The sequence below is a fragment of the Ruegeria sp. CDSC085 genome, from assembly GCF_059610465.1.
Genome location: NZ_JBXWNR010000008.1, coordinates 120,308 through 146,392 on the forward strand (window position 1 = coordinate 120,308; position 26,085 = coordinate 146,392).

A 26,085-nucleotide genomic window follows, 5' to 3' on the forward strand; every position below is an offset into this window, starting at 1 on the left:
AAGGCCCAATTCAGGCAATTCGAGCGGGGATACCATGGCCGACACACGACACACCAAGGTTCTGATCATCGGATCGGGGCCCGCAGGATACACCGCGGGCGTTTACGCAAGCCGCGCCATGCTGGAACCCATTCTGGTACAGGGCATCGAGCCCGGCGGCCAGCTGACGACAACGACCGAAGTCGAGAACTGGCCCGGCGACACCGAGGTACAGGGCCCCGACCTGATGGTCCGGATGCAGGATCACGCCAAGGCGATGGGCTGTGAGGTGATCGGCGACATCATCAGCGATCTGGACCTCAGCCAGCGCCCCTTCACCGCCAAGGGCGACAGCGGCACCACATACACGGCGGACGCCGTCATTCTGGCGACCGGCGCGCGCGCCAAGTGGCTGGGCCTGCCGTCGGAAGAGAAATTCAAGGGCTTTGGCGTTTCAGCCTGCGCCACCTGCGACGGGTTCTTCTATCGCGGACAGGAAATCGTGGTGATCGGCGGCGGCAACACGGCCGTGGAAGAGGCCCTGTTCCTGACCAACTTCGCCAGCAAGGTGACTCTGATCCATCGCCGCGATGAGCTGCGCGCGGAAAAGATCCTGCAAGACCGGCTTATGAAGAACGATAAAATCGAACCACTGTGGTTCCACCAGTTGGAAGAAGTGATCGGCACCGATGCGCCGCTTGGCGTTGAGGGCGTTCGCGTCAAACATGTCAAAACCGGAGAGATCACTGAAATCCCCTGTAAAGGCGTTTTTGTTGCCATCGGCCACGCGCCTGCAAACGAGCTGGTCAAGGACACGCTCGAAACGCATATGGGTGGCTATGTTGTCACCAAGCCGGGCAGCACCGAAACCTCGGTTCCGGGCGTGTTCGCAGCAGGCGATCTGACCGATCACATCTATCGTCAGGCGGTCACAAGCGCCGGTATGGGCTGCATGGCGGCACTGGATGCCGAGCGGTTCCTGGCGGAAAACGAATAACACGGGCTCGGAATCTTCCGGGCTGCTTCGGAAAAATCAGATCCGTCGGCGATCAGAGTTTCAATGACAGTGCCCCATGGTTTCGTGGGGCACTGTACGAATTCAGCTGCAACGTGATCGTTGTCCGACAACAGCAACAACTGCCAATCCCTTGACCGCCAGCCAGCAGCGTATCAGGATTATCCTGGGAAAAGCGAAGAACAGGTGAGCATTTGAACAACGCTCTTTGGCGCGGCGGGTGGTCAACCCGACTCAGGATCGGTAGTGGTCTTGTGTTGTTTGTCTTCGCGTTCTTCCATTTCATAAACATTGGCTTAGGCCTGTTTCATACCGATTATCTGCACGGGATGCAGGACGGCCGGAAGGCCATCACCCGCCACAATGCCATCAGCGTGCTTTTCTATGCTGCCCTGTTCACGCATGCTGGTCTGGCCCTGACGTCGATCGCGCAACGCAGAACCCTGCGGATGCCCTTCAGCACTGCCTTGCAGGTCGGTCTGGGCTTGCTGATTCCGCTGCAACTGATCTCCCACATCGTGCAGACGCGGGTCGCGCACGAGGTCTACGACGTCAACGACGAGATGGGATATATCATCATTCTGATGTGGCCCAGTATCGCCGTATGGATGCAAAGCGCCTTGTTGCTGATCGTTTGGATACACGGGTGCATCGGCTTGCATATGTGGCTACGGCTGACCCGGTGGTGGTCGCGGGTCGCGCCCTATCTGATTGGTGTTGCAGTTTTCGTGCCTTTTTTCGCACTGGCCGGCTTGTTGACCGAAGGGCGTCGCATATGGGCCGACTTCGCTGATGAATTCCTGCGCGATCAATATATTGAGCACTACAACTGGCCATCGCCCGAGGCCTTCCAGACCCTGTTCAGTGTAAAAGATTATGGCCTTATGGTTTTCTGGCTGGCCCTTGGGGCAACGGGGCTGGTTTACATCGGGCGCAAACTGTGGCGGCGCAGGCATTCGGTGCGCGTGAATTACGCCAAAGGGCCCGAGGTGGTCGCGGAAAAAGGCTTGACCTTGCTTGAGATTTCCCAGGTGAACGGCGTGCCGCATGCCGCCTTGTGCGGTGGAAAGGGGCGCTGCACCACATGCCGTGTCATTGTAGAGGATGGCAGCGACGCCCTGCCGCCGCCCGGCGACGTCGAAGCGCGCAGCCTTGCTGCTGTGGGCGCCTCGCCGCAGACACGACTGGCCTGCCAGATACGGCCAACGGAACCCACCACCGTTTTTCGGGTCTTCAGGCCAGATGGCGGACGCATACGCGGACATGCCAGTCAGGGTCAGGAACGCCAGTTGGCCGTTCTGTTTCTGGACATGCGCAGCTTTACCGCGCGTACGACCGGCCAATTACCCTATGACATCGTATTCCTGCTGAACCGGTTTTTCGACGCGGTCGTGCCTGCCATCACCAAGGAAGGCGGTGTCGTGGACAAATATATGGGAGACGGGCTGCTTGCCGTTTTTGAAAAGCCGAATGCGGCGGCGTCCGCCCGTGCCGGGTTGAAAGCCGCCATCGACATCAGTCACGCCCTCGACAATTTCAACGAGCAGCTCGAGGGCGAAGGCAGCCCCGGAATTCGCATCGGAATGGGTCTGCATCTTGGGGATCTGGTCGTTGGTGAGATCGGCGCGGCGGGGCATGCGTCGAAAACCATAATCGGCGACGCCGTCAATGTCGCCAGTCGTCTGGAAAGCGAAACCAAGGCGCTGAAGGTCGAATTGCTGGTCTCGGAAGAGTTGCTGAAGGCCGCAGGTGTCGTCGTACCACGGGACGAAATCAGGTTGTTCCAGTTGCGGGGTGTGTCTGAACAGATTCCCGCCCTGCCTGTCACCCGTGCGTCCACACTTGAGCAGAACGTCACAAAACAGGAACAGAAATACTCCGCCTGAACGAATAATCTCTGATTGCAAGGATCAGATCATCGATTAGGCTTGTGAAATAGAAATTTCTTCCAATTCAAAAATATTCGGCGCATATCCTCCTTTGTTACATTGACGCCTGTGGACTTCGCCTGTCAGCCGGTGCAAACGCCTCGAAACCGCCCGATATCCACTGGCAAATCAACACTGCTACAAGAGTATTCCGATGACGATGTTAAGCAATCTGGCCCCGATCTCCGAACTGTATGTTTCATACGATTCGGCGCAGAAGCTGAAAGTGGAAGCTGCCGATCTGACCAGCTGGGATCTGAGCCCGCGTCAGATCTGCGACCTGGAGCTTCTAATGAATGGCGGCTTCAACCCGCTCAAGGGATTTCTGAGCGAAGCAGATTACGACAATGTGGTCGAAAATATGCGTCTGGCCGATGGAACGCTTTGGCCAATGCCCATCACATTGGATGTCAGCGAAGACTTCGCGGATCGGATCGAACTTGGGCAGGATATCGCTCTGCGCGATCAGGAAGGCGTGATCCTGGGCACCATGACCGTGACTGACCGCTGGACCCCGGACAAGGCGCGTGAGGCCGAGAAGGTTTTTGGCGCCGATGATGATTCCCACCCGACGGTCAACTATCTGCACAACGTGGCCGGCAAGGTCTACCTGGGCGGACCCGTGGTCGGCATCCAACAACCAGTGCATTATGATTTCCGCGGTCGTCGGGATACGCCAAACGAATTGCGCGCCTATTTCCGCAAGCTGGGTTGGCGCCGCATCGTTGCCTTCCAGACCCGCAATCCGCTGCACCGCGCGCATCAGGAACTGACCTTCCGCGCCGCCAAAGAGGCACAGGCCAACCTGCTGATCCACCCGGTGGTCGGCATGACCAAGCCGGGCGACGTGGATCACTTTACCCGCGTGCGCTGTTATGAGGCCGTTCTCGACAAATACCCCGCATCGACCACCTCGATGAGCCTGCTGAACCTGGCCATGCGCATGGCCGGACCGCGCGAAGCCGTCTGGCACGGCCTGATCCGTGCCAACCACGGCTGCACCCATTTCATCGTGGGCCGAGACCATGCCGGCCCCGGCAAGAATTCAGCCGGAGAAGATTTCTATGGCCCCTATGATGCGCAGGACCTGTTCCGCCAGTTCCAGGATGAAATCGGCGTCGAAATGGTCGACTTCAAGCACATGGTCTATGTGCAGGAACGCGCCCAGTACGAGCCGAATGATGAGATTCTCGACAAGGATGACGTCACCATCCTGAACATCTCGGGCACCGAGCTGCGCCGCCGTCTGGCCGAAGGTCTGGAAATCCCCGAGTGGTTCAGCTTCCCCGAAGTGGTAGCCGAGCTGCGCAAAACCAAGCCGCCACGCAGCCAACAGGGCTTTACCGTGTTCTTCACAGGTTTCTCAGGTTCGGGCAAATCCACCATCGCAAACGCACTTATGGTCAAGTTGATGGAAATGGGTGGCCGACCTGTGACGCTGCTCGATGGCGACATTGTTCGTAAGAACCTGTCGTCAGAACTGGGTTTCTCGAAAGAGCACCGCGACCTGAACATCCGCCGTATCGGCTATGTGGCCAGCGAGATCACCAAGAACGGCGGCATCGCCATATGTGCCCCGATCGCGCCCTATGCCACGACACGCCGCGCCGTTCGGGAAGAGATCGAACAGTTCGGTGCCTTTTGCGAGGTCCACGTCGCAACCAGCATTGAGGAATGCGAACGCCGCGACCGCAAGGGCCTTTACAAGTTGGCACGTGAAGGCAAGATCAAGGAATTCACCGGGATCTCGGACCCCTACGATGTTCCAGAAAACCCGGAACTGCGCGTCGAAACCGAGAATGTCGAGGTCGACAACTGCGCCCATCAAGTTCTGCTGAAACTGGAAAGCATGGGCCTGATCGCAGCAAACTGATTGCGGTCTCTTCTGATTGTATTGGGCGGCCTCCGGACATTCCGGCGGCCGTTTTTATTGGCTTCCAAATGACGATTGCCGATGGTCCTGATGCTGTTCAGGAACTCGTGGCGGGTGTGAAACTGAGATGACGAACAGGTCTCCGACCATTGTCAGTTTCTGGTTGGGATCCGATCTGAGCTTGTCGGAGCAACTATGCCTTCAGTCCTTTCCGGATCAAGGACACCGCTTCGTCCTGTGCGTCGCGCACGAGGTCGGAGACCTTGGAACAGATGCTGGATTTCGTTATGTCGGCAAACCCGATCCAACCCTGGCGTGGACCCAGATGACGGCTGGGCTGGATGCAACCCGCCGCCTTCGGCCAGAATACCGGGGGCAGCCCTCGGTTAGCGTTTGCTCATTTTATCGGCGTTTCCGGCAGGTCAACCTGCCCGCGCATCAGAACATACCCCTGACCGGACACCTTGATGCCCGTCATCGCATCAGGCGGGCCGACACGCGTGACGATGGCCTTCCCGGGGCGGCCCATATCGTGACCCTGCTCGGCGATGAAGCTTTCCTTTTTCATCAATCCGTGTTTCCACAAATAGGCGGCCATCGCACCGGTGGCAGACCCGGTAAACGGATCTTCAGGCGGGCTGGGCGGAGCCAGAAGAAGGCGCGAAAACGTATCCCCCTCATCGGTTGCCCCTTGCAGCGTGACAAGAAACGGTTCGGCCATATCCGAGCCGGAATAACCCGCAGCTTCAGCCACTTTGCGCAATGGGCCTTCAACCAGTTGAGCGGCCCGCAATGCCGTATGATCCCGCAGAACGGTGATGCAGAACGGCAAGCCGGTTGATACCATCTGAGGCGGCGAAATGATGGCTTCCTGTGGCAGGCTGACCGCTCCCGCCACCAGTTCCGCGGGGACGAGTGCACCGAATTGCGGTGCGACCTGAGTCATTTCGATCTGTTCACCCTGCAACCGGATCGAGACCAGACCCGCACCGGTTTCCAGCGTCAGACTGTCGCCCGAGATCATGCCGCGGGATCGCATCGCCGCGACAGTGGCGATAGTCGGATGCCCCGCGAAGGGGATTTCGCGGCTGGCCAGAAAATAACGGACGCGGATGTCGGCCACCTCGGACGGGCCGGTAAAGGTGCATTCGACCAGAGAGGTTTCGCGCACATAGGCCATGCAGACTTCTTCCGTAAGGCGCGCACCTTCGTGGACTACAGCACATCCGTTGCCACCAAATGCGCGATCACTGAAGGCGTCCACCCAGTCAAAGTCAAACCAGCCCATGATGCCGCTCCTGCCTTTGCATGTGCGGCAAGATCACCGCATGAAAAGAAAATGCCACTTCGTTTCAGCAGAGTTTTCGGTCGCCTAGTGAACGGCCACCGGAGACAGATCATGTTCTCGCGCCAGCACAAAGGCCAGCTTGCGGTCTGCGACCAGCGCCAGTTGCTGCCCGTCGGAATCGTGGACGGCGTAAAGCTGATCCAGATCGCCTGCCTGTTCACGAACTTCCCGAGGCAATTCAGAAACTTCAACCGTTTTGACATAGACAATACGGTTGCCTTCGGTGTTGATTTCAATCGGTGTATTCATTGCTCTTACCCCTTCCGTATGTTGATCGTCTGAACCACGGTTTCCGGCACGGCGCGGGTCAGATCCACGTGCAGCAGACCGTTTTCCATGATCGCCTCGCCCACTTCGACACCGTCGGCCAGCACGAACATGCGCTGGAACTGACGCGCCGCGATGCCACGGTGCAGGAATATGCGCCCCTCGCTGTCGTCGCGCTGACGGCCCCTGATCACCAACTGGCGATCCTCGATCGTGATTGACAGATCCTCTTCGGCAAACCCGGCCACCGCAAGAGTGATGCGATAGGAGAAATCCGAGGTCTGTTCGATGTTATAAGGCGGGTACCCTTCATTTCCGGCCTTTGCAGACCGTTCCAGAAGGCGTTCCAACTGCTCGAACCCCAATAGATGCGGGTATGAGCCAAGAGTGAGTTTCGACACGTATTTTCGTCCTTCATTGTCAAAGCGACGTGGTGTGCGGCCCCGTTCTGGCAACCGCCTGCAATAGAATATGGGAAGAAACCAGGATGTCCACAAGGTCTGGCGCGATAACGTCTGACACACTATCTTGTTGGCCAAGCACCGCAACCAACTCGAGTCGCCAATGAACGCGCCTACCGATCTTTCGATGAAAACAGATGAAGTATTGCGTGTTGAGCTTGAGGTTTTCCGCCGACAGCACCGCGATCTGGATGAGGCGATCGAAGCGTTGCATGAAAAGGGAACGGCCGATCAACTGACCTTACGGCGCCTGAAAAAAGAGAAATTGCGCCTGAAAGACATCATCCGGCTGATCGAAGACCGCCTGACCCCCGATATCATCGCCTGAACGGCCCTGTACCGCATTGCCAGTCAACCGGATTTGGCTATAGTGCGCGCTCTTTCTGAGCGCGGGGACGTATGCGGATGAGCGATGTGAAAGTGGGGATCATCATGGGCAGCCAGTCGGACTGGCCCACGATGAAGGAAGCCGCAGATATTCTGGACGAACTGGGCGTCGCCTACGAAGCGCGTATCGTATCGGCCCACCGCACGCCGGACCGGTTGTGGGACTATGGCAAGACCGCAGTCTCGCGTGGATTGCAGGTGATCATTGCAGGTGCTGGCGGGGCGGCGCATCTTCCGGGTATGATGGCGTCGAAAACGCGGGTACCAGTCATTGGCGTCCCGGTGCAGACCCGCGCCTTGTCGGGCGTGGATTCTCTGTATTCCATCGTGCAGATGCCCAAGGGGTTCCCGGTGGCGACCATGGCGATCGGGTCCGCCGGCGGGGCCAATGCCGGTCTGATGGCAGCGGGCATCCTGGCATTGCAGGATGATGCTTTGGCCGAACGGCTGGACAACTGGCGTGACGCTCTGTCAGCGTCGATCCCCCAGGAACCGCAGGGATGAGCCGGATCGGATTTATCGGCACCGGCCATATCGCCGCGCCGATCGCGCGGCTGATGGCCGCCAAAGAGCACCAGATCAGCGTGACCGAGCGCAACGCCACAGTTTCATCTGCCTTGAAGGCGGAACTGGGCGCAACCGTCGCTGCACCTCAGACCGTGCTTGACACCTCGGACATCGTGTTCCTGTGCCTGCGCCCGCATATTGCGGCCGACGTTCTGGACCCGCTGATCTTTCGTGCCGATCAGCAGATCGTTTCCGTCATGGCGTCGGTGCCCGCCGAGCAACTGGCCGCGCTTTGCGCCCCTGCGTCGGATTTCGTGCAGACCATCCCGCTGGGCTTTCTGGAAACCGGCGGCTGCCCGATGGCAGCTTTTGGCAATGATCGCCTGCTGGCCGATCTGTTTGAGCCCGAGAACCCTGTGGTCAAGGTTGCGGATGAAGCCGCGCTGAACGCGCATTTCGCCATTTGTGCCATGGTTCCCGGCATTCTGGACCTGATGGCCACCGGTGCCAAATGGCTGGGTGACGCAACCGGGGATACGGACGGGGCCGAGTTCTATACAACGCAGTTGATGGCGGGCTTTCTGGCCTCGATGGAAAAAGGCACCGCCGGGCGATTGGCGCAAGAGCGTGACGCCCTGGCGACAGAGGACACGCTGAGCCTGCAAATGACGGACGCCCTGAAGGATCAGGGCGCGCACGAGGCGCTGCGTTCCGCGCTTGGCGATATTGGCAAACGTTTGGAGAGTTGAAGATGGCGGAAATGCTCGCCCAAGGCGCAGTGATCGGGATTCTGGGGGGCGGTCAGCTGGGCCGGATGCTGTCTGTGGCAGCCGCCAGACTGGGTTTTGTCAGCCATATCTACGAACCGGGCGCAAACCCACCGGCGGGGCAGGTTGCGGATCGCGTCACCACCGCGGCTTACGACGATGCAAACGCGCTGAAAGCCTTTGCCGATGCGGTCGATGTCATCACCTATGAGTTCGAGAACATCCCGACCGAAGCGCTGGACATTCTGGAAGCGCACCGCCCGATCCGCCCCGGGCGCGAGGCATTGCGGGTCAGCCAGGACAGGTTGACCGAGAAGGCATTTCTGCAAGAGCTGGGCCTGAAGACGGCCCCGTTTGCGGATATTGCCGACCTGACCAGCCTGAATGCGGCGATCGAGCAGATCGGAACGCCCGCCATCCTGAAAACCCGTCGCTTCGGCTATGACGGCAAGGGACAGGCCCAGCTGCGCAACCCTGAGGATGCCGAGACCGCTCTGGCCGATATGGCCGGTGCACCAGCTATTCTGGAAGGGTTCGTGGATTTCTCGCACGAGGTGTCGATCATCGCGGCCCGCGGTCTGGACGGTCAGGTCGCCTGTTTCGATCCGGGTGAAAATGTGCACCGCGATGGCATCTTGCGTACCACCACCATCCCTGCCCGCTTGTCTCCCGCCCAGCGCACAGACGCAATCCTGCTCGCAGCAAACATCCTGAACGCACTCGAATACGTCGGCGTGATGGGCGTTGAGCTGTTCGTGACGCCCGGCAGTCTGATCGTGAACGAAATCGCGCCGCGGGTCCACAATTCGGGCCACTGGACGCAGAACGGCTGCGCTGTCGATCAGTTCGAACAGCATATCCGCGCCGTGGCAGGCTGGCCTTTGGGGGACGGACAGCGCCATTCCGATGCGGTGATGGAAAACCTGATCGGCTACGACATGGACCGTGTACCTGAGCTGGCCCGCGAGCGGGATGTGGCGCTGCATCTCTACGGCAAGGCCGAAGTCAAGGCGGGTCGCAAGATGGGGCATTTCAACCGCATCAAACGTTGACGAAACGTGAATATGCGGCGCGCTTCAGTTCACGAAGCGCGCGGCGACATCACCCGACATATAGCTGATGCGCCCACCGGCCAAGGTGGCCGCGACGCGATGGGTATCCGGATCCAGGATGACCAGGTCCGCGCGTTTTCCCGGCGCGAGCGTGCCCCGGTCCTGCATGTCCAGTACCCGCGCGGGGCCGGACGAGATCAGCGCCCAGGCACCGGCCAAATCCAGCAGACCGGTTTTGGCCAGCATCAACGCCGCGCGGCGCTGGCTGGGATAGTGGTAATCCGATGCCAACGCATCACAAAGCCCCATGGCAATCAGTTCAACCGCGCTGGCATTCCCCTTGTGCGACCCACCCCGCACAACGTTGGGAGATCCGAGGATAACGTGATCCCCGGCGGAACGCGCGGCCTCGGCGGCCTCAAGCGTTTCGGGGAATTCGGCAATGCGCACGCCCCGGTCGCGCCACCATGCCCGCGTCTCGGCGGTTGCGTCATCATGGCTGCCCAGACGCACACCCATTTCGACAAGTGTGGCGCTGAGTGCTTCGACGGCGGCAGGCACTTCGTTCCTACAGGCATGCATGCCAAGCAGCATCTCAAAATGCGCATCCGGATTGCGCCCGGCCTTCAACGCTTGCCCGGTCAGGCGCGGAGGCTTTTTGCCCTGCGCCAAACGATCATGCGGCAGGTGATCATTGAACACCACATAGGGCACCTGCCATTCGGCGATACGCCGCGCCAGACCGGCATAATCCTCAAGCATGTTGGTCTCGAACCGCAATTGCGGGATCAGATCCGTGACTGCGCTGTCCTTGACCGCAGCGATTGCCCGAAACACCTGCGCGGCAAACTCCGGGCCGCGCACGCCACCTTCCCAACTGTAGAACTGGGCCAGCACAGCGGTGGTGATGCCATTGGCGGCCAGTTCGGCCTCGACTGCCAGAATACCTTCGTTCATTTGCTTCATCGCGCCGCGCCGAGGGGCGATGTGGCGTTCGAACCCGTCCCCGTGCAGATCGACGATACCGGGCAGGACAAGATAACCGGTCAGATCAATCCTGCGTCCGGTCGGATCGTGTTGAACAACGCCGTCCGCTATCGAAAGATCGTAGCGCGACAGACCATTCCCCGGCAACAGGACCTCTGCGCCGGTCATTGTCAGGTCCAGTGCGGTCATCGTGTGGGCTCCGAGTCAGGTTCCGAACAGTCCTGCCCGATGCAGATCTCGTCGATTATCTCCATCACGCCGTCGAGCCAGGTGATCTTTGGATCGAATTGACCAAATTCGATAAAATGCAGTGCCTGCGCCATAACGCGCGGGTTGTTCATCATGAAGGTGTGGGTCACAGGCAGAACAATGTGATCGGCCATCCCTTCGACCTTGGTGGTTTCAATCGAGACCTTGCCGTCATCCTGCGCGTCGATCAGCGACGAAAACAGCGGGTTGAGCGAGTTCTCGCCCGCAATCACCCCCAGTTCAAAATCCACCGGCGGCAGGCGGCGCGGAATGCCTTCGGGACCGGTGCCCAATTGCAATCCCGCAGGGCCGTTCAGATACCCGAACACTTCCCATGCGCTCAGCTCATCGACCAACTGGCTGCCCTGATTGGGCGGGCCGAGCATGACGACACGACCCAGGTTTTCAGGCCGATGGTCCTTGAACCAATAGCGCAACAGGATACCCCCCATGGAATGCGCGACGACATTGGCCTTGTCGTCACCACAAGCCGCAAGCGCGTCCGGTATGGTTTGCTCTGCCAGTTCGGGAATGCCGATTTCGGTCGATGGATACCCGTGGCGCACAACAGTATAGTCATGAGCCTTGAACAGCTGCTCCATCACGGTAAACGACGCCTCTGTGCGTGCCAGACCATGCAGGAGGATCACGCATTTCGCGCTGGCTGCGGCGGGAGCGAGGCAGAAGAACAGGGCAATCAAAAGTTTCATAACCGCCAGATAAAGCCTATGAGCCTTCGATAAAAGCCCTAGCCCTTTTGACGTCGCAACACGGCCAGCGCGATACCGCCTAATACAAGCACGGTGCCGATGATCAGCCGTGTTTCGGCAACCTCGCCCAGAAAGGCGACACCGCCGAGAATTGCAATCACCGGCACGCTGAGCTGAACGACAGCCGCCACAGACGGGGCCAGTTGAGGCAAAACACGATACCACAAAGCATAACCGAGCCCTGAGGTAACTCCACCGGACAGAACAGCCAGCAGATACCCCGCCCCGTTCATCTGCCAGACGCCGCCGGTGGCAAGCATCGCCAGGGCAGTCAATGGCAAAGCGGCAATGAAATTGGCGGCCGTTCCCTCCAGAGGGTTTGTTTCAGATCGGCCCGCAATCGAATAAAGGGCCCAACCAATACCAGCGGCGACCATCAAAGCCGCGCCGTTCAGGTCGACCTGAACGGAGTCAGAGGGCCAGAGCACATAGGCCAGACCTGCAAGCGCAACCCCTGCCCCCGCCACTTGCCGCGCGGTCGGAGTCGCACCAGTCAAGGCGCCGATCGAAAACATCGAAATTTGCACCGTGCCAAACAGGATCAAAGCACCCAATCCGGCATCCAGCGTCAGGTAGGCGATCGAAAACCCGATCATGTAGAGCGTCAACGACCCCGCACCAACGATCCGCCTTCGACTGCGCAGTGGAAGATGCCCCCCGCGTGCAAGCACAAGAGTGGCCAGCACCACGGCCCCGGCCAAAACCCGTACGATGGCAAATCCAGTAGGATCGCTGGCTCCGCTATCGATGGCCAACCGATTCAGAATGGAATTCGCAGCGAAGGCACACATGGTCAGGGCGGTGAGCAAAAACAATTTCATACGAACCGCATAGCCGTTTGGGCCGGGTTTGCACACTCACTTTCCCGAAGGGCGTAAGATCAGACCAGCTGCGCTTGTTGAAGCTGCGTCGCAACCCGCTGACAAAGCAGAACGGTCAATACAAAACGGGGCCGCCCGAAGGCGACCCCAATCTTAAGTTCCAAGGCTTCCCCCTCGGCAGCTTGGCCTTACAGCCAAGCGCCTGTCGGGACCGTCAGAATTCGCCTAGGCGAATTCGGCGTGCTTACATCATGCCGCCCATGCCGCCCATGTCGGGCATGCCGCCGCCAGCAGGCGCGCCTTCTTTGGCAGGCTTGTCAGCAACCATTGCTTCGGTGGTGACCAGCAGGCCAGCAACCGACGCCGCGTCTTCCAGTGCTGTACGGACAACTTTGGCCGGGTCGATCACGCCGAACGAGAACATGTCGCCATATTCTTCGGTCTGAGCGTTGAAGCCGAATGCAGCGTCTTCGTTTTCACGAACCTTGCCAGCAACAACCGCACCGTCAACACCCGCGTTCTCTGCGATCTGGCGCAGAGGCGCTTCGATGGCTTTGCGAACGATGTTGATGCCTGCATCCTGATCAGCGTTTGCGCCTTTCAGCGACTCCAGTGCTTTACCGGCCTGAACCAGAGCAACACCGCCACCGACAACAACGCCTTCCTGAACGGCTGCGCGCGTTGCGTTCAGAGCATCGTCAACACGATCTTTACGCTCTTTCACTTCAACTTCGGTCATGCCGCCGACGCGGATAACGGCAACACCGCCTGCCAGTTTGGCAACGCGTTCTTGCAGCTTCTCACGGTCGTAGTCCGACGAGGTTTCTTCGATCTGAGTGCGGATCTGAGCAACACGTGCTTCGATCTCGGCTTTCTCGCCAGCACCGTCAACGATGGTGGTTTCGTCTTTGGTGATTTCGATTTTCTTGGCGGTGCCCAGCATGTCCATGGTGACGGACTCGAGCTTCATGCCCAGATCTTCGCTGATAACCTGACCACCGGTCAGGATTGCGATGTCCTGCAGCATGGCCTTGCGGCGATCGCCGAAGCCAGGTGCTTTGACGGCAGCGATTTTCAGGCCGCCGCGCAGTTTGTTGACAACCAGAGTTGCCAGCGCTTCGCCTTCAACATCCTCGGCAATGATCAGCAGCGGCTTTTGCGACTGGATCACCTGCTCGAGCAGCGGGACCATCGGCTGCAGCGAGGACAGTTTCTTTTCGTGCAGCAGGATCATGCAGTCTTCGAGCTCTGCAATCATCTTGTCTGCGTTGGTGACGAAGTAAGGCGACAGGTAGCCACGGTCGAACTGCATACCTTCGACAACGTCGGTCTCGGTTTCCAGACCTTTGTTTTCTTCGACGGTGATGACGCCTTCGTTGCCGACCTTCTGCATCGCGTCTGCGATCTGCTGGCCGATTTCGGCTTCGCCGTTGGCCGAGATGGTGCCAACCTGAGCAACTTCTGCCGAGTCTTTGACTTCGCGCGAGGCTTCTTTGATGCCTTCAACAACCTTGGCGGTTGCCAGGTCGATGCCGCGCTTCAGGTCCATCGGGTTCAGACCCGCTGCAACTTGCTTCAGGCCTTCTTTTACGATCGCCTGTGCCAGAACGGTTGCGGTGGTGGTGCCGTCGCCGGCTTCGTCATTGGTGCGGCTGGCGACTTCTTTCACCATCTGCGCGCCCATGTTTTCGAACTTGTCTTCCAGTTCGATTTCCTTGGCAACCGATACACCGTCCTTGGTGATGCGCGGTGCGCCGAAGGATTTGTCCAGAACCACGTTGCGGCCTTTGGGGCCCAGGGTCACTTTAACAGCATCGGCCAGGATGTTCACACCTGCCAGCATGCGGTTACGGGCATCGGTGTCGAACTTGACGTCCTTTGCAGCCATGTCGTTTCTCCTTGAGAAAATGTATTGTGATGAAGATCAGAGGAAGCGGGATCGCTTACTCAATGATCCCCATGATGTCGCTTTCTTTCATCATCAGCAGCTCTTCGCCGTCGACCTGAACCTCGGTGCCCGACCATTTGCCGAACAGGATCTTGTCGCCAGCTTTTACAGCCATCGCGATCAGCTCGCCGCTGTCCTTGCGCGCGCCTTCGCCGGTTGAGACGACTTCGCCTTCGCTGGGCTTTTCTTTTGCGCTGTCAGGAATGATCAGGCCGCCTGCGGTTTTCTCTTCGCTTTCGGTACGGCGAACCAGCACACGGTCATGAAGCGGTTTCAATGCCATCTTTGTAGCTCCTTGGGCTCAAAGTTTGTTTATCCTCCCCTCGCCTTCCGGCGAGGCGTTAGCACTCGGGATGTGTGAGTGATAACGACGCATAGCTAGGGAGTCTAAAACTCCGAGTCAACAAGTTGTGAGAGATTTTTTTGCAGAATGGATCAGTCAACCTGTTCCCAACTGTAGGCCCAGTGCTTCAAGCCTTCCGCTCCTGCGGACGTAAGCCCGTATATGCCTTTTTCAACCTTCTCAAACCACCCATAGTGGTTTTCCCGCATAAGCCGGGTGGCAACCGGGACGCCGACCGACTTGGCGACGTCTGATCCCTTGGTCGGGCCATTCTCGGCCAAAAAAGCCGCACATTTCAGTGCATCCTGCCGATAAGCCGTCACGATACCATGGCGCGTCGCGCCCCCGGCGTTTGGGTCACCTTCCAGCCGGTCGAATTCCCGCAGCATCCGTGCGGCTCCGGCTTTGTTCTTACGGGGCGCATAGGGGCCGGGATCGCATTGCACCTCAACCGTGCCATCAGCCCGCACAGTGATCAGGCCCAGGCCAAGCCTTCGACACAATGCCAGATTATCTTTCAGCGCCCGCCGGGCCGTTCGGCCCGTGGGTTTGCTGACCGCGATGTAGACCAGATCGGTGAGTTTCAGCCGATTGATCGCCTGATGAAACAGGGCCAGCGTGAACCGAAGTTTCAGTTCGACAATCACCGGAGCATCCCCATCGCGCACCGCAACGATGTCGGCTGCGCCGACTTCTCCCTTGACGGCGTATCCCTGCCGCTCCAGCAGCGCCTTGACCGGGGGGTAGAGATCCTGCTCGCGGTTCATGCGCCCATGCTACGCAGATTGTCGGGGAATACCAGACGGGCTGCTTGAACATCGGCTGGTGGCGTGGCTAAGTCTGGGTTCAACTTCTTGACACCATTCAGGCTGGCTCCATGCGTTTGCTCACTTTTCTTGCGTTCCTTCTGTTTCCGATCTCGGCTCAGGCCGCGTGCGAGGGGGTGGACCTGCGGCCGCAACTGCCTGAGGAAACCCGGGCCAGATTGCAAAGTGCAGTGGCCGAGATCGCTTATCCCGAAGGCAATCACTGGATTGCACGCAAGGGCGATACGGTTTTGCACATCATAGGAACGCTGCACACCTTCGATCCCCGCATGGAGGAGGTCATTGATCGCCTGTCGCCCGAACTGAACAAGGCTGACGCCTTTTATTTCGAAGTCACTCAGGAAGACATGAACGCCTTCGAAAAGAACATGGCCAACGACCTGACTGCGGTGATGATCACCTCGGGCCCTACATTGATCGACCTGATGACGGAAGACGATTGGGATGCGCTTTCCACAGCTCTGGCCCAGCGCGGCATCCCCGGCTGGATGGCTGCGAAGATGCGCCCGTGGTTCCTGACCATGATGCTGAGCATCCCGCCCTGCATGATCCAAGACCCGAATGCAACTTATGGAATGGACGCTCGCCTGAACGATCTGGCCGTCGAAAAAGGTATCCCACAGCACTCGCTGGAACGGATCGAAGACCTGATGGCCATGTTCGACAGTCACCCGCTGGAAAAACAGGTCGAGTCGCTTGTGCGCCTGTCCGGAGCCATGCAGGGCAATGCCGACCAATTGGTTACCATGGCCAATGCATATATGGAAGAAAAGCACGCCGAGATCATACAGTTTGCCCACCTTCAGGGGCTTGAACAGTCGGGCCTGAGCCCCGAGGCCTTTGACGCGGAATGGCGCAATTTCGAGCAGCAGATGCTGGTGCAACGAAACGCCAACTGGATGGCGCAGATTCTGGACATCAGGGATCAGACAGTTGTGATTGCGGTCGGCGCAGGGCACCTGAGTGATGATTACGGCCTGTTGAACCAGCTGGAAAAAGCCGGATACGTTCTGACACGCGCCGCATTCTAAATTGACCCTGCGGTTTGCAGACCAAGCGTCGCAGACGGTGGGCTGCAGCGTGACAACTGCATTTACCCGCCCTATAAGGCGCGCAAATTTCCATTCCGCAGGACACTGACATGACCACTCTAGTATTTGGCCACAAATCCCCCGACACCGATTCTACAGGCTCACCGATCGTGTGGTCCTGGTACCTGAACGAAGTCAAAGGCGAGCAGACCGAGCCCGTACTGCTGGGTGAGCCCAACACCGAAGCAGCATTCATGCTGGAGAACTGGGACCTGCCCAAGCCGCGGATCATTGAAGACCTTGCCGCAGGTACCCCGGTGGTTATCGTCGACACCAATAACCCGGCCGAACTGCCGGCAAACGTCAACGACGCGGATATCCGCGCCATCATCGACCATCACAAGCTGGTTGGCGGTCTGGAAACCAAAGGCCCGATCGATATCACCGTGCGCCCCTTGGCCTGCACCGCAACCATCCTGTTTGATCTGATGGGCGAAGATGCCGCCAAAATGCCCGACGCCATCAAAGGCGCTGCGCTGACCTGCATTCTGTCTGACACACTGGAGTTCCGCTCTCCCACCACCACGGCGCATGACCGCGAGGTTGCAGAGCGCCTGGCGGCTGAGCTTGAGCTGGACATTTCAGTATATGCAGCTGACATGTTTGCGGCGAAATCGGATGTCTCTTCCTTCTCGGACGCCGAGTTGATCCGCATGGACAGCAAGGAATACGAGGTCGACGGCACCAAGTTCCGCGTCTCGGTTCTGGAAACCACCGCCCCCGGCGTTGTTCTGGACCGCAAGGCAAGCCTGGCAGACTCGATGGTGGATGTTGCCAGGGAAGACGGCGTCGATCAGGTGCTGCTGTTCGTGGTTGATATCCTGAACGAAGAGGCCACGATGTTGGTGCCGAACGATCTGGTTAAAACCGTCGCCGAGAAGAGCTTTGGTGTTACCGTTGACGGCGACGCTGTCGTTTTGCCGGGTATCATGAGCCGCAAAAAGCAGATCATTCCAAATCTGAAGGTCTGATCGTCTGCCAACCAGATCGAAAGGCGTCCAATTCAGGCGCCTTTTTTCTTTCTTACCGGCCATTTGCGGAAACGGTATCGGTTGTTAGTCTGGCCGTGGGCGCGAAGCCTATCCCATGGTCAGGTAAGTTCAATGGTCGTACGAAAACTAAGCACCACCCGCAGCATCCTTCTTTTTGAAGGTGCCGACAAGGCTGCGTATTGGCGACGCTTTGCAATGCTGCTGACGCTGTCGGTCGTAATCGCCACCATGGGTTTGCTGCGCAATTCCGGGGCTGTTGTGATCGCGGCCATGCTTGTGGCGCCGCTTATGACCCCGATCCTTGGGGTGGCCGCGGCGATGGTCATGGGGTGGCTGAAACGCGCAGTGACGCTGGCGCTCACGGTTTGTCTGGCCGCCATTGCCTGCGTTATGATGGCATGGCTTCTGGTCTATATCGCTGACGTGCCTCGTGGCATTTTGATCCCCGATCAGGTCCTTGCGCGCACCGATCCAGGCACCGAAGATCTGATCGTCGCTCTCACTGCCGGTGTTGCCGGGGCCTATGTTCAGATAAACAAATCCGAACTGAGCCTTTTGCCCGGCGCGGCCATCGGCGTTTCACTGGTTCCGCCCCTCTCGGCTTCGGGCATCCTGCTGTATTTTGACGAACCCGCCGAGGCCTATGAAGCTGGGCTGCTTTTCGCAACGAACCTTGGCGCGATCATTCTGTCAGCCTGCGCGGTATATCTTGTCTATGCCGCGCGGTCCGTGGTTTTCAGCAAGGGAAAGCGCAAGCTGAACTTTACAGCCAGCGTCTTCGTCGCGATCGCGTTTCTGGTCGTCGTCGTCCTGCAACTTGGGAAATCCACCTATAACCGTTATCTGGAGACGCGGACCGAGGCACAACTGGCCGATGCCATTCGCGAATGGGCCGATCCGGTTTCCGTGGAAATCATCCGCATCGACGTCAACGCTCAGCGCAAACGGGCCGAGGTTTGGCTGATCGTCGACCTGCCGGCCGAAGCGCAGTTCAAAGTTTCTTCCATTGCCGGTTTGCTGCCACCCAAGCTGCGTGAAACCCCTCTTGTCGGGGTGTTGGAGGAGGAACTGGGACCCGGATACCTGGCCATTATCCGGTATCAGCCGCGTATCGGGGCCCAGATCATCCTGGGAACGGAAAACGTTCAGCAGGCCCCGGATGTCACAGAAATTACCGAAGACGAGTAGCAGCTTCACCTGATCCTTCGCGCAAACGGGAATGCGGGATGGTGTTCGGGCCCAAGCTTTGCCATAGCTGTCGCCAGCGCGATATCAGACCCAGAGGCCCCCATGACCCAGATCGTTTCCTCGCTTTCCGAGATCTCCGACCGTTACAAGGCATTGTTCGTCGACCTTTGGGGTTGTGTTCACAATGGCATCACGGCCTATCCCGAAGCCGTCGAAGCGCTGAAGGCCTATCGCGCAAAAGGTGGACTTGTTGTCCTGGTCACGAACTCTCCGAAACCTCGCGCCGGCGTGGCAGAACAACTCGTGCAATTCAATGTTCCCGCCGAAGCGTATGACACCATCGCCACAAGTGGGGATTCCGCGCGATCTGCGATGTTCCGGGGCGCTGTGGGACATAAGGTTTACTTCATGGGCGAGTGGCAGCGCGATGCGGGCTTTTTCGAACCGCTGAAATTGCTGGGTCATCCAATCCATATCGAGCGCGTGCCGCTGAAGGAAGCCGAAGGTATTGTATGTTGCGGCCCGTTCGACCCAATGGCCGACCCGGAAATGAACCGGCCGGATTTCCTGTACGCCAAGCAGATGGGCATGAAGCTTCTCTGTGCGAACCCTGACATTGTTGTCGACCGCGGAGAGGTGCGCGAATGGTGTGCCGGCGCTTTGGCCAAACTGTACACCGAAATGGGCGGTGAAAGCCTGTATTTCGGCAAACCGCACCCACCTATCTATGACCTGGCCCGTCGCAGGTTGCAGGAACTGGGGCACGATATCCCCGACAACGACATTCTGGTGATCGGCGACGGCCCCCATACGGACATTCTGGGCGGCATGGGAGAGGGCATTGATTCTCTGTTCATCTCGGGCGGGCTGGCTGCGACCGAGACAAAAACGTCGCATCATCCGCATCACGAATCCCTAACTGCCTATATTGAAAGGGAAAAGATCAATCCAACCTACACGATCGGGCGCTTGAGGTAGCAAGAAAAGACTTGATTTTCTGCAACTGCGAAGTAATAAAGTTGCCAACCTTGGCCAAATGATGGTTTTTTCTTTCACGGCCGATTTCGAGTGAGGGCAACATGTTGGACAATCTTCCGCGCGGAACGATCTGTATCGAAGACATCGAAATGGGTATGTCCCGCCACCTGCGCAAAGTGGTGACGGATGAAGATATCGAAATGTTCGCACAGGTCTCAACCGACCGGAATCCGGTGCATCTGGACGACGACTATGCCCGCGATACGATCTTCGAAGGCCGTATTGCCCACGGAATGCTGACGGCGGGTCTGATCTCGGCCGTAATCGGTGAACAACTGCCGGGCCACGGCACCGTCTACATGGGTCAATCGCTGAAATTCCTGGCTCCTGTGCGCCCGGGTGACATGGTCTATGCCGAGGTGAAGGTGATCGACATCGACTTTGCCAAGCGCCGCGTCAAGCTGGACTGCCATTGTTCGGTCGAGGGAAAGAAGGTCCTGATCGGCGAAGCCATGGTGCTTGCCCCGTCACGCAAGTTCGACTGATTGGAGAATACGGTCTTGCAAAAGGCGCCCGACCGGCACATTTTTTGTTTGGGCACTCAACTGAACGTAAGGTCGTCAGGAGGAACGGGTTCGTTTTCGTCCCTTCAGCGCACCTGATTCCAGAATGATTTCCGACACCACGTGTTCACGCCTGTAGGCCATCACGTGAACCCCGGAAACACCGGCGATGTCCCGGATCTGCTGGATCAGTTCGATACAGATCTTCTTTCCCTCTTCAGCGGGCTTTTTGGCTTTCTCCATCCGCTCGATGACATGATCCGGAACGTGAATTCCGGGCACATTGCTGCGCATCCATCGAGCCGCGCGCGCCGAAGCAATGGGACCCACGCCAGCGATGATGAATACTTTTTCGTCCAGACCGGCATCCCGCACCCGACCCATGAACCTTTCAAAAAGCGGAATGTCGTAGATATAGTTAGTCTGAATAAACTCGGCCCCGGCCTCAACCTTCTTTGCAAGACGTTCCGGGCGCCAGTCATAGGGCGGTATACAGGGGTTTTCCGCCGCTCCCAAAAACAGTTGAGGGGGACGCGTGATCTTGCGCCCAGACAGGAACTTTCCCTGAGCGCGCATCGTTCGGATCGTACGCAGCAAGGTCAGGGAATCGAAGTCGAACACCGGTTTTGCCCCCGGTTGATCCCCAACCCCGACACCGTCGCCCGTCAGGCACAACACGTTGCTGACGCCCAGCGCCGCGGCCCCCAGAACATCACCCTGAATGGCGATCCGGTTCCGGTCTCGGCAGGAAATCTGATAGACCGGAGAATACCCCGCGCGGGTCAATAAGGCACAGATCCCTATCGAAGACATGTGGCAGTTGGCACCAGACGCATCGGTTGCATTGATCGCGTCCGCCACTTCACCCAGCGGCTGTGCCGCCTGAAAAACATCCTCGGGGTCAGCACTGTCTGGTGGGTTCAGTTCCGCGGTCACGGCAAAACGACCCGAGCGCAAAACTCTTTCCAGTCGGCTGTGCGATACATAGCCTTCGGGAACAGGCACATAGCCGATCGGCTCGACCTCGCTGCGATGGGCACCATTCATTTCTTCAGCTCCCGGTTCACCGCATTGGGGGGTTCAGCGGCCAGAGGTGCCGCGGAGGGTTCATTCTCGCGCGCCTCCGGGAATGCCTGCGCAAGCGTTTCGCGTGCAGCGTCCCGGGCCTCGCGTTCCTGTGCTGCAATCTCGCGGCTGACCCGCAACCAGGATGACGACCCCTTCAACGTGTGTTCCACGGGCGGAAGGACCTCTTTTATCTTGTCGCCCCCGTGTCGCATACGGCTGGCCCCATCCCAAGCCAAGGCCCAGACACATTTCATGTCGGGTTTGACCTCACAGAACTCACCGGGACGCACACCGCCACACGGGCCGTTGCGCAGTTGCTTGGGGCAGTTCATCGGGCAGGACATACCCGTCGAGGACAAAACGCATTGCCCGCACATCTTGCAATCAAACAAAAGGCTTTTGACGCCTTTTTCGACCAGCGCGATGGGGCGTTCAACGCGGTTGTAGCCGATCTTTGCAAAGACCGGATCCATCGCGACCATGCCCCGTTCGACACATTTGTAGATCCACTCGAACGCACGGGCGTTGCGAATCGCGAACAGTCGCAATCGATACATGGTCTACCTCCTGTGCTGGGTTCAATTGAACCTGGCCGGGCCATCGTCCGCCCCCAGCGTGGTCTGGGGCCGGATACTCAGTCTACACCCAGTATTTTTTTGGGATCAAGCAGTTGGCCGCATATCGCACGGCATTCCGGGGATGCCCTGTGTGCAATCAGGTCTGACGAAGGGTTTTGGTTTGTTTCGCAAGGACGCATGCCTTGAATTCAAACTGCCGCTTGAACAAATGGCAAGGCAACGCTACGCAATCGCCTATGCAGATCATCCGGGATTTCCAGTTTGTCGAGCCAGAAGATCGCGGCGCCAGCGTTGCGATCGGGAATTTTGATGGCGTCCATCTGGGGCATCAGTCGGTCATCGAACTGGCCCGCGACGCGGCCCCGGATGCGCCACTGGGTGTCATGACCTTCGAGCCGCATCCACGTGAGTACTTTGCGCCGGATTCTCCTCCGTTCCGCCTGATGCGCGGCAATGCGCGGGCGCACCGGCTTGAAAAGCTGGGTGTGAAGAAACTGTATGAGCTGCCGTTCAACGCGGCGCTGGCCGGGCTTTCCCCCGATGAATTCGCGCGCAACGTGATTTGTGAGGGGCTGGGCCTGTCCCATGTCGTGGTCGGGGCCGATTTCTGTTTTGGCAAGGGCCGCAGCGGCACCGCTGACGATCTGGTGCGGTTCGGGCAAGAGATGGGATTTGGCGTGACGATTGCCCCTTTGATGCAGCGGTCGGAAAACGTGGTCTCGTCGACCGCCATCCGAACCGCACTGAGCGAGGGTCGCCCAAGGGATGCAGCTGCGATGCTGGGCCATTGGCACAGAATCGAAGGCGAAGTGATCGGCGGTGAGCAGCGCGGGCGGGAACTGGGTTTTCCTACCGCGAACATGTCCATCGAAGGGCTCCATCCGCCGAAATTCGGCGTCTACGCCGTATTGGTCGACGTGCTGGATGGCCCGCATCAGGGCAGTTATCACGGCGCGGCCTCGGTTGGGGTGCGCCCGATGTTCCATGGTGAAGTGCCAAACATTGAAACCTTTCTGTTCGACTTTTCCGGCGATCTGTACGGGGCGACCTTGTCGGTGGGGCTGATTGAATTCCTGCGCCCTGAAATGACATTTGACGGGCTGGATGGTCTGATCGCGCAGATGAATGCCGATTGCGAACAGGCCCGGGGCATTCTGGCCGCCCTATGAGCGCTGATCCGATTGAACGCACCGGCCTGCCCGCCCGGTTCTGGGAGCGTAAACCCCTGCGCAAGATGAACCAACGCGAGTGGGAGGCCCTGTGTGACGGCTGCGGCAAATGTTGCCTCAACAAGCTGGAAGATGAAGATTCGGGCGAAGTTGCCCTGACCTGTGTCGCCTGCCGCCTTCTGGATGATGAAAGCTGCCGCTGCACGCAATACGACATCCGGCATCAATTCGTTCCTGAATGCATCGTCATGACACCCGACAATATTGACGAACACGCCTACTGGTTGCCGCAAACCTGCGCGTATCGGCTGCTGTGGGAAGGCAAAACGCTTTACGACTGGCACCCTTTGATATCTGGTACGCCGGACAGCGTGCACGCCGCAGGCGTTTCAGTTCAAGGGCGCACGGTGTCCGAGTTCGAAACCCCTTTGGAAGAGTGGGAAGACTATATTATCGAGGAGCCAAGCTGATGTATTTCGCATCCGACAATTCCGGGCCGGTTCACCCACAGGTCATGGCGAAACTGGCCGAGGCCAATCAGGGCTACCAGATGGCCTATGGCGCCGACACGATGATGAACGAGGTGCGGGACCGCATTCGCAGCATCTTTGAAGCGCCGGGGGCTGCTGTCTATCTCGTGGCAACCGGGACAGCGGCAAATTCGCTGGCCCTTGCCACATTGTCTAACCCTTGGGAAACGATCTTCTGTTCTCCGGTTGCCCATATCCACGAAGACGAGTGCAACGCGCCCGAGTTTTACACCGGGGCCAAGCTGACCCTTGTTCCCGGCGGCGACAAGATGTCACCGGACGCGTTGCGCGGGTCCATCCTAGGCGAAGAAACCCGCGGGGTACACGGGCCGCAGCGCGGGCCAGTGTCGATCACTCAGGTCACCGAGCGCGGATCGGTCTATTCTCTGGAGGAATTGCAGGCGCTGTGTGGGGTCGCAAAGGAATATGGCTTGCCCGTCCATCTGGATGGTGCCCGGTTCACCAATGCTCTGGTTGCTCTGAACTGCTCTCCGGCTGACATGACATGGAAAGCCGGGGTGGACGCGGTCAGCTTTGGCGGCACGAAAAACGGGCTGATGGGCGTTGAAGCGGTGGTGTTCTTTGATGAGAGCAAAGCCTGGGAATTCGAGCTGCGGCGCAAACGCGGGGCGCATCTGTTTTCCAAGCATCGCTACCTGTCCGCTCAGATGGCGGCCTATCTTAAGGATGATCTGTGGCTGAAGTTGGCGCGTCAGGCGAATGCAAATTGTGCCCGGCTGGCCGACGGCCTGCTTGCAAAAGGTGCCGAGTTCTTGCACGAGCCGCAGGCCAATATGATCTTTGCCGCTTTTTCACGCGCGAAGCACAAACAGCTGCATGAAGCCGGGGCGATCTATCACCTCTGGGGGGACGAGATGGAAGGTGGCGATGACGACGAAAGCCTTGCATGCAGACTGGTCTGCGACTGGTCGATCGGGAAAGCCGAGATCGATCAGTTTCTCAGCCTGTTGTAAGACCCGTCCAGTGGCCAGTTTTCCAGAGCTCCTGAAGCAGCACGCTGGTTTCAAGGGGGTGCGAAATGGGCAGCATGTGCCCCGCACCTTGAATGACCTCATGGCGTGCGTTCGGCAGACGGCGCTGCAATCCATCACAGATTGCGGGGATCGTCGGGTGGGTCTTTGATCCGCTCAGCAACAGGGTTGGCATCGATATACGCTTGCATTTATCGGGGTCAAGCAACCCGGCCTGGTCATCGTACAGAACGGGATAAGACGCAGGAACAACATGAATCCCGCGCACCATGCCGGCGCGCGTCCGTTCTGGCAGGTCAGGCCATTTTGGGCCGATACCGGTGCTCCACATCCGGTTGAACAACCGCGCGGCCAGCGATTCGTCGCCTGCTTGGAACGCTGCTTCAATCGGTTGTGACTCTCGCAGGTGCTGATCGTACAAATCAGGCGCGTCCTGTTTTGCCACAGCAAAGAACACGGGCTCGATCAGGGTCAAGCTTCGAACAAGGTCCGGATGCTCCATGGCCAGTCTGAGCGCAACGATCGCCCCAAAGGAATGACCAACTATATCCATGGGCTTGGTCAACTCGACCGCTGCCAGCCCTGTCACCGCATCAAAGAAGTCGCTCTGACCGTCCCAATCCGGACTGCGCCCATGAGACAGCATATCCGGTGCAACAAGGGACGCGCTGCCATCCAATGCCTTGGACAGGCCAGACCACGCGCCGGAATGCGCAATGGTGCAATGAAGGGCAAGCAAGTTGCGCCCTCCTTCGCCCAATTGTCTGACGAAGACGGATTGCATCGCCGTCGGGGCTGTCACCCTTTCATCTCCGACAGATGCCGATCCAGATCGTCCAGGCGATCCTGCCCCCAGAAGCGTTGACCGTCCGGCGTGATGTAGAACGGCGCGCCGAACACGCCGCGATCCACGGCTTCTTCCAAATTGGCGGCATAGGTTTCGGCCCCGACCAGCAGTCCACTGTTGGCCAGTTCAGGATCAAACCCGGCAGTTGCCAGGCAGTCCCGGATCACATCATCCTGAGCGACGTCCTTTTCTTCGGCCCAGCAGGCGCGCAGGATCAACTGGCACAACTTGCCAACGTCGCCCGAACCATCGCTGATCGCCGCGATGATCGCATAAGAAGACGGCGCCATGTTGGTCGGCCAGTGCGCCGGTTGCAGGTTGAACTCCATCCCCAGATTCTTCGATTGGCGCAGCAATTCCTGAGCGCGGTATTCGATGCGCGAGATATGACGGTCTTTTGGCGGCGTACCCCCGGTGCGTGCGAACAGGGCCATGATGTCCAGCGGTTTGTAGCTGATCGATGCGTCATGTTTCGCCGCAATCTCTTCCAGCCGGTTTCCAGCCAGGTAGCTATAGGGCGAAATTGTCGCAAAAAAGTAGTCAATCTGGGTCATGTTCAC

28 protein-coding genes are annotated in these 26,085 nt (G+C 58.7%); 15 read left to right on the plus strand and 13 right to left on the minus strand.

Annotated features, from left to right (window positions below; all coding sequences use genetic code 11):
* The first annotated feature begins 34 nt into the window (after positions 1-34).
* From trxB to AC2FJB_RS13320, 3 genes are all read left to right on the plus strand, one after another.
* Positions 35-976, plus strand: coding sequence for a thioredoxin-disulfide reductase (trxB, locus tag AC2FJB_RS13310; protein ID WP_117867888.1), 942 nt, complete (start codon positions 35-37; stop codon positions 974-976).
* A gap of 212 nt (positions 977-1,188) precedes the next feature.
* Complete coding sequence (locus AC2FJB_RS13315; protein WP_117867886.1) at positions 1,189-2,880, plus strand: adenylate/guanylate cyclase domain-containing protein; 1,692 nt, start codon at positions 1,189-1,191, stop codon at positions 2,878-2,880.
* Positions 2,881-3,076: 196 nt separating this feature from the next.
* The gene (locus tag AC2FJB_RS13320; RefSeq protein WP_496683293.1) at positions 3,077-4,795 is read left to right on the plus strand and encodes a bifunctional sulfate adenylyltransferase/adenylylsulfate kinase; all 1,719 of its coding nucleotides are present in this window, start codon (positions 3,077-3,079) and stop codon (positions 4,793-4,795) included.
* A 397-nt stretch (positions 4,796-5,192) separates the two neighbouring features.
* Here the strand turns inward: AC2FJB_RS13320 and AC2FJB_RS13325 are convergent, their stop codons facing one another.
* From AC2FJB_RS13325 to AC2FJB_RS13335, 3 genes are all read right to left on the minus strand, one after another.
* Entirely contained in the window at positions 5,193-6,083 is an 891-nt protein-coding gene (locus tag AC2FJB_RS13325; RefSeq protein WP_117872548.1) for a PhzF family phenazine biosynthesis protein, read from the minus strand.
* An 84-nt stretch (positions 6,084-6,167) separates the two neighbouring features.
* The gene (locus AC2FJB_RS13330) at positions 6,168-6,392 is read right to left on the minus strand and encodes a DUF1150 family protein (protein ID WP_117872546.1); all 225 of its coding nucleotides are present in this window, start codon (positions 6,390-6,392) and stop codon (positions 6,168-6,170) included.
* A 5-nt stretch (positions 6,393-6,397) separates the two neighbouring features.
* Complete coding sequence (locus AC2FJB_RS13335) at positions 6,398-6,811, minus strand: Hsp20 family protein (protein ID WP_058275530.1); 414 nt, start codon at positions 6,809-6,811, stop codon at positions 6,398-6,400.
* 163 nt (positions 6,812-6,974) lie between these two features.
* On the opposite strand from AC2FJB_RS13335, the gene AC2FJB_RS13340 reads away from it, so the two are divergent.
* From AC2FJB_RS13340 to AC2FJB_RS13355, 4 genes are all read left to right on the plus strand, one after another.
* Entirely contained in the window at positions 6,975-7,199 is a 225-nt protein-coding gene (locus AC2FJB_RS13340; RefSeq protein WP_117872544.1) for a YdcH family protein, read from the plus strand.
* Between the two features lie 77 nt (positions 7,200-7,276).
* Positions 7,277-7,762: a 5-(carboxyamino)imidazole ribonucleotide mutase gene (purE, locus tag AC2FJB_RS13345; protein ID WP_117872985.1), complete on the plus strand. Its 486-nt coding sequence runs from the start codon at positions 7,277-7,279 to the stop codon at positions 7,760-7,762.
* A complete protein-coding gene (locus AC2FJB_RS13350; protein ID WP_496674251.1) occupies positions 7,759-8,514 on the plus strand; it encodes an NAD(P)-binding domain-containing protein in 756 nt (251 codons plus the stop codon). Before purE ends, AC2FJB_RS13350 begins: the two co-directional genes overlap by 4 nt.
* A gap of 2 nt (positions 8,515-8,516) precedes the next feature.
* Entirely contained in the window at positions 8,517-9,584 is a 1,068-nt protein-coding gene (locus AC2FJB_RS13355) for a 5-(carboxyamino)imidazole ribonucleotide synthase (protein WP_496718732.1), read from the plus strand.
* A gap of 24 nt (positions 9,585-9,608) precedes the next feature.
* On the opposite strand, the gene AC2FJB_RS13360 is transcribed toward AC2FJB_RS13355, so the two are convergent.
* From AC2FJB_RS13360 to AC2FJB_RS13385, 6 genes are all read right to left on the minus strand, one after another.
* Positions 9,609-10,760 (minus strand): alpha-D-ribose 1-methylphosphonate 5-triphosphate diphosphatase, encoded by a 1,152-nt coding sequence (locus AC2FJB_RS13360; RefSeq protein ID WP_496718730.1) that lies wholly within the window; start codon positions 10,758-10,760, stop codon positions 9,609-9,611.
* The gene (locus tag AC2FJB_RS13365; protein ID WP_496718729.1) at positions 10,757-11,530 is read right to left on the minus strand and encodes an alpha/beta fold hydrolase; all 774 of its coding nucleotides are present in this window, start codon (positions 11,528-11,530) and stop codon (positions 10,757-10,759) included. The genes AC2FJB_RS13360 and AC2FJB_RS13365 overlap by 4 nt, the downstream gene beginning before the upstream one ends.
* A gap of 38 nt (positions 11,531-11,568) precedes the next feature.
* The gene (locus AC2FJB_RS13370) at positions 11,569-12,411 is read right to left on the minus strand and encodes a DMT family transporter (RefSeq protein WP_496718728.1); all 843 of its coding nucleotides are present in this window, start codon (positions 12,409-12,411) and stop codon (positions 11,569-11,571) included.
* 244 nt (positions 12,412-12,655) lie between these two features.
* Positions 12,656-14,299 carry a chaperonin GroEL gene (gene groL / locus AC2FJB_RS13375; RefSeq protein WP_117872532.1) on the minus strand — a complete coding sequence of 548 codons (1,644 nt, stop codon included), beginning with the start codon at positions 14,297-14,299 and terminating at the stop codon, positions 12,656-12,658.
* Between the two features lie 55 nt (positions 14,300-14,354).
* A complete protein-coding gene (locus AC2FJB_RS13380; RefSeq protein WP_117872530.1) occupies positions 14,355-14,642 on the minus strand; it encodes a co-chaperone GroES in 288 nt (95 codons plus the stop codon).
* Between the two features lie 152 nt (positions 14,643-14,794).
* On the minus strand, positions 14,795-15,469 hold the full coding sequence (locus AC2FJB_RS13385; protein WP_496718727.1) for a DUF2161 domain-containing phosphodiesterase: 675 nt from the start codon (positions 15,467-15,469) through the stop codon (positions 14,795-14,797).
* Positions 15,470-15,579: 110 nt separating this feature from the next.
* Between AC2FJB_RS13385 and AC2FJB_RS13390 the strand changes: the two genes are divergently transcribed.
* The 5 genes from AC2FJB_RS13390 (at position 15,580) to AC2FJB_RS13410 (ending at position 20,323) form a co-directional block, all read left to right on the plus strand.
* Positions 15,580-16,560, plus strand: coding sequence for a TraB/GumN family protein (locus tag AC2FJB_RS13390; RefSeq protein WP_496718726.1), 981 nt, complete (start codon positions 15,580-15,582; stop codon positions 16,558-16,560).
* 110 nt (positions 16,561-16,670) lie between these two features.
* A complete protein-coding gene (locus tag AC2FJB_RS13395) occupies positions 16,671-17,591 on the plus strand; it encodes a manganese-dependent inorganic pyrophosphatase (RefSeq protein WP_496718725.1) in 921 nt (306 codons plus the stop codon).
* Between the two features lie 132 nt (positions 17,592-17,723).
* Positions 17,724-18,800, plus strand: coding sequence for a DUF389 domain-containing protein (locus AC2FJB_RS13400; RefSeq protein ID WP_496718724.1), 1,077 nt, complete (start codon positions 17,724-17,726; stop codon positions 18,798-18,800).
* A gap of 102 nt (positions 18,801-18,902) precedes the next feature.
* Positions 18,903-19,778: an HAD family hydrolase gene (locus tag AC2FJB_RS13405; protein ID WP_496718723.1), complete on the plus strand. Its 876-nt coding sequence runs from the start codon at positions 18,903-18,905 to the stop codon at positions 19,776-19,778.
* A gap of 101 nt (positions 19,779-19,879) precedes the next feature.
* A complete protein-coding gene (locus AC2FJB_RS13410) occupies positions 19,880-20,323 on the plus strand; it encodes a MaoC family dehydratase (RefSeq protein WP_117872517.1) in 444 nt (147 codons plus the stop codon).
* Positions 20,324-20,398: 75 nt separating this feature from the next.
* On the opposite strand, the gene AC2FJB_RS13415 is transcribed toward AC2FJB_RS13410, so the two are convergent.
* Together AC2FJB_RS13415 and AC2FJB_RS13420 are read right to left on the minus strand one after the other, a co-directional pair.
* On the minus strand, positions 20,399-21,388 hold the full coding sequence (locus AC2FJB_RS13415; protein WP_496718722.1) for a methylenetetrahydrofolate reductase: 990 nt from the start codon (positions 21,386-21,388) through the stop codon (positions 20,399-20,401).
* Complete coding sequence (locus AC2FJB_RS13420; protein WP_496674224.1) at positions 21,385-21,966, minus strand: methylenetetrahydrofolate reductase C-terminal domain-containing protein; 582 nt, start codon at positions 21,964-21,966, stop codon at positions 21,385-21,387. Before AC2FJB_RS13420 ends, AC2FJB_RS13415 begins: the two co-directional genes overlap by 4 nt.
* Before the next feature lie 257 nt (positions 21,967-22,223).
* On the opposite strand from AC2FJB_RS13420, the gene AC2FJB_RS13425 reads away from it, so the two are divergent.
* From AC2FJB_RS13425 to AC2FJB_RS13435, 3 genes are read left to right on the plus strand one after another with little or no spacing between them, the layout of a single operon-like run.
* Positions 22,224-23,156 (plus strand): bifunctional riboflavin kinase/FAD synthetase, encoded by a 933-nt coding sequence (locus AC2FJB_RS13425; protein ID WP_496718721.1) that lies wholly within the window; start codon positions 22,224-22,226, stop codon positions 23,154-23,156.
* The gene (locus AC2FJB_RS13430) at positions 23,153-23,626 is read left to right on the plus strand and encodes a YcgN family cysteine cluster protein (protein WP_496718720.1); all 474 of its coding nucleotides are present in this window, start codon (positions 23,153-23,155) and stop codon (positions 23,624-23,626) included. Before AC2FJB_RS13425 ends, AC2FJB_RS13430 begins: the two co-directional genes overlap by 4 nt.
* Positions 23,626-24,660: a threonine aldolase family protein gene (locus AC2FJB_RS13435; protein ID WP_496718718.1), complete on the plus strand. Its 1,035-nt coding sequence runs from the start codon at positions 23,626-23,628 to the stop codon at positions 24,658-24,660. Before AC2FJB_RS13430 ends, AC2FJB_RS13435 begins: the two co-directional genes overlap by 1 nt.
* Here the strand turns inward: AC2FJB_RS13435 and AC2FJB_RS13440 are convergent.
* Together AC2FJB_RS13440 and AC2FJB_RS13445 are read right to left on the minus strand one after the other, a co-directional pair.
* On the minus strand, positions 24,647-25,480 hold the full coding sequence (locus AC2FJB_RS13440; protein WP_496718717.1) for an alpha/beta fold hydrolase: 834 nt from the start codon (positions 25,478-25,480) through the stop codon (positions 24,647-24,649). The genes AC2FJB_RS13435 and AC2FJB_RS13440 overlap by 14 nt on opposite strands.
* Positions 25,477-26,079 (minus strand): 2-hydroxychromene-2-carboxylate isomerase, encoded by a 603-nt coding sequence (locus AC2FJB_RS13445; protein ID WP_117872503.1) that lies wholly within the window; start codon positions 26,077-26,079, stop codon positions 25,477-25,479. Before AC2FJB_RS13445 ends, AC2FJB_RS13440 begins: the two co-directional genes overlap by 4 nt.
* Positions 26,080-26,085 lie beyond the last annotated feature (6 nt).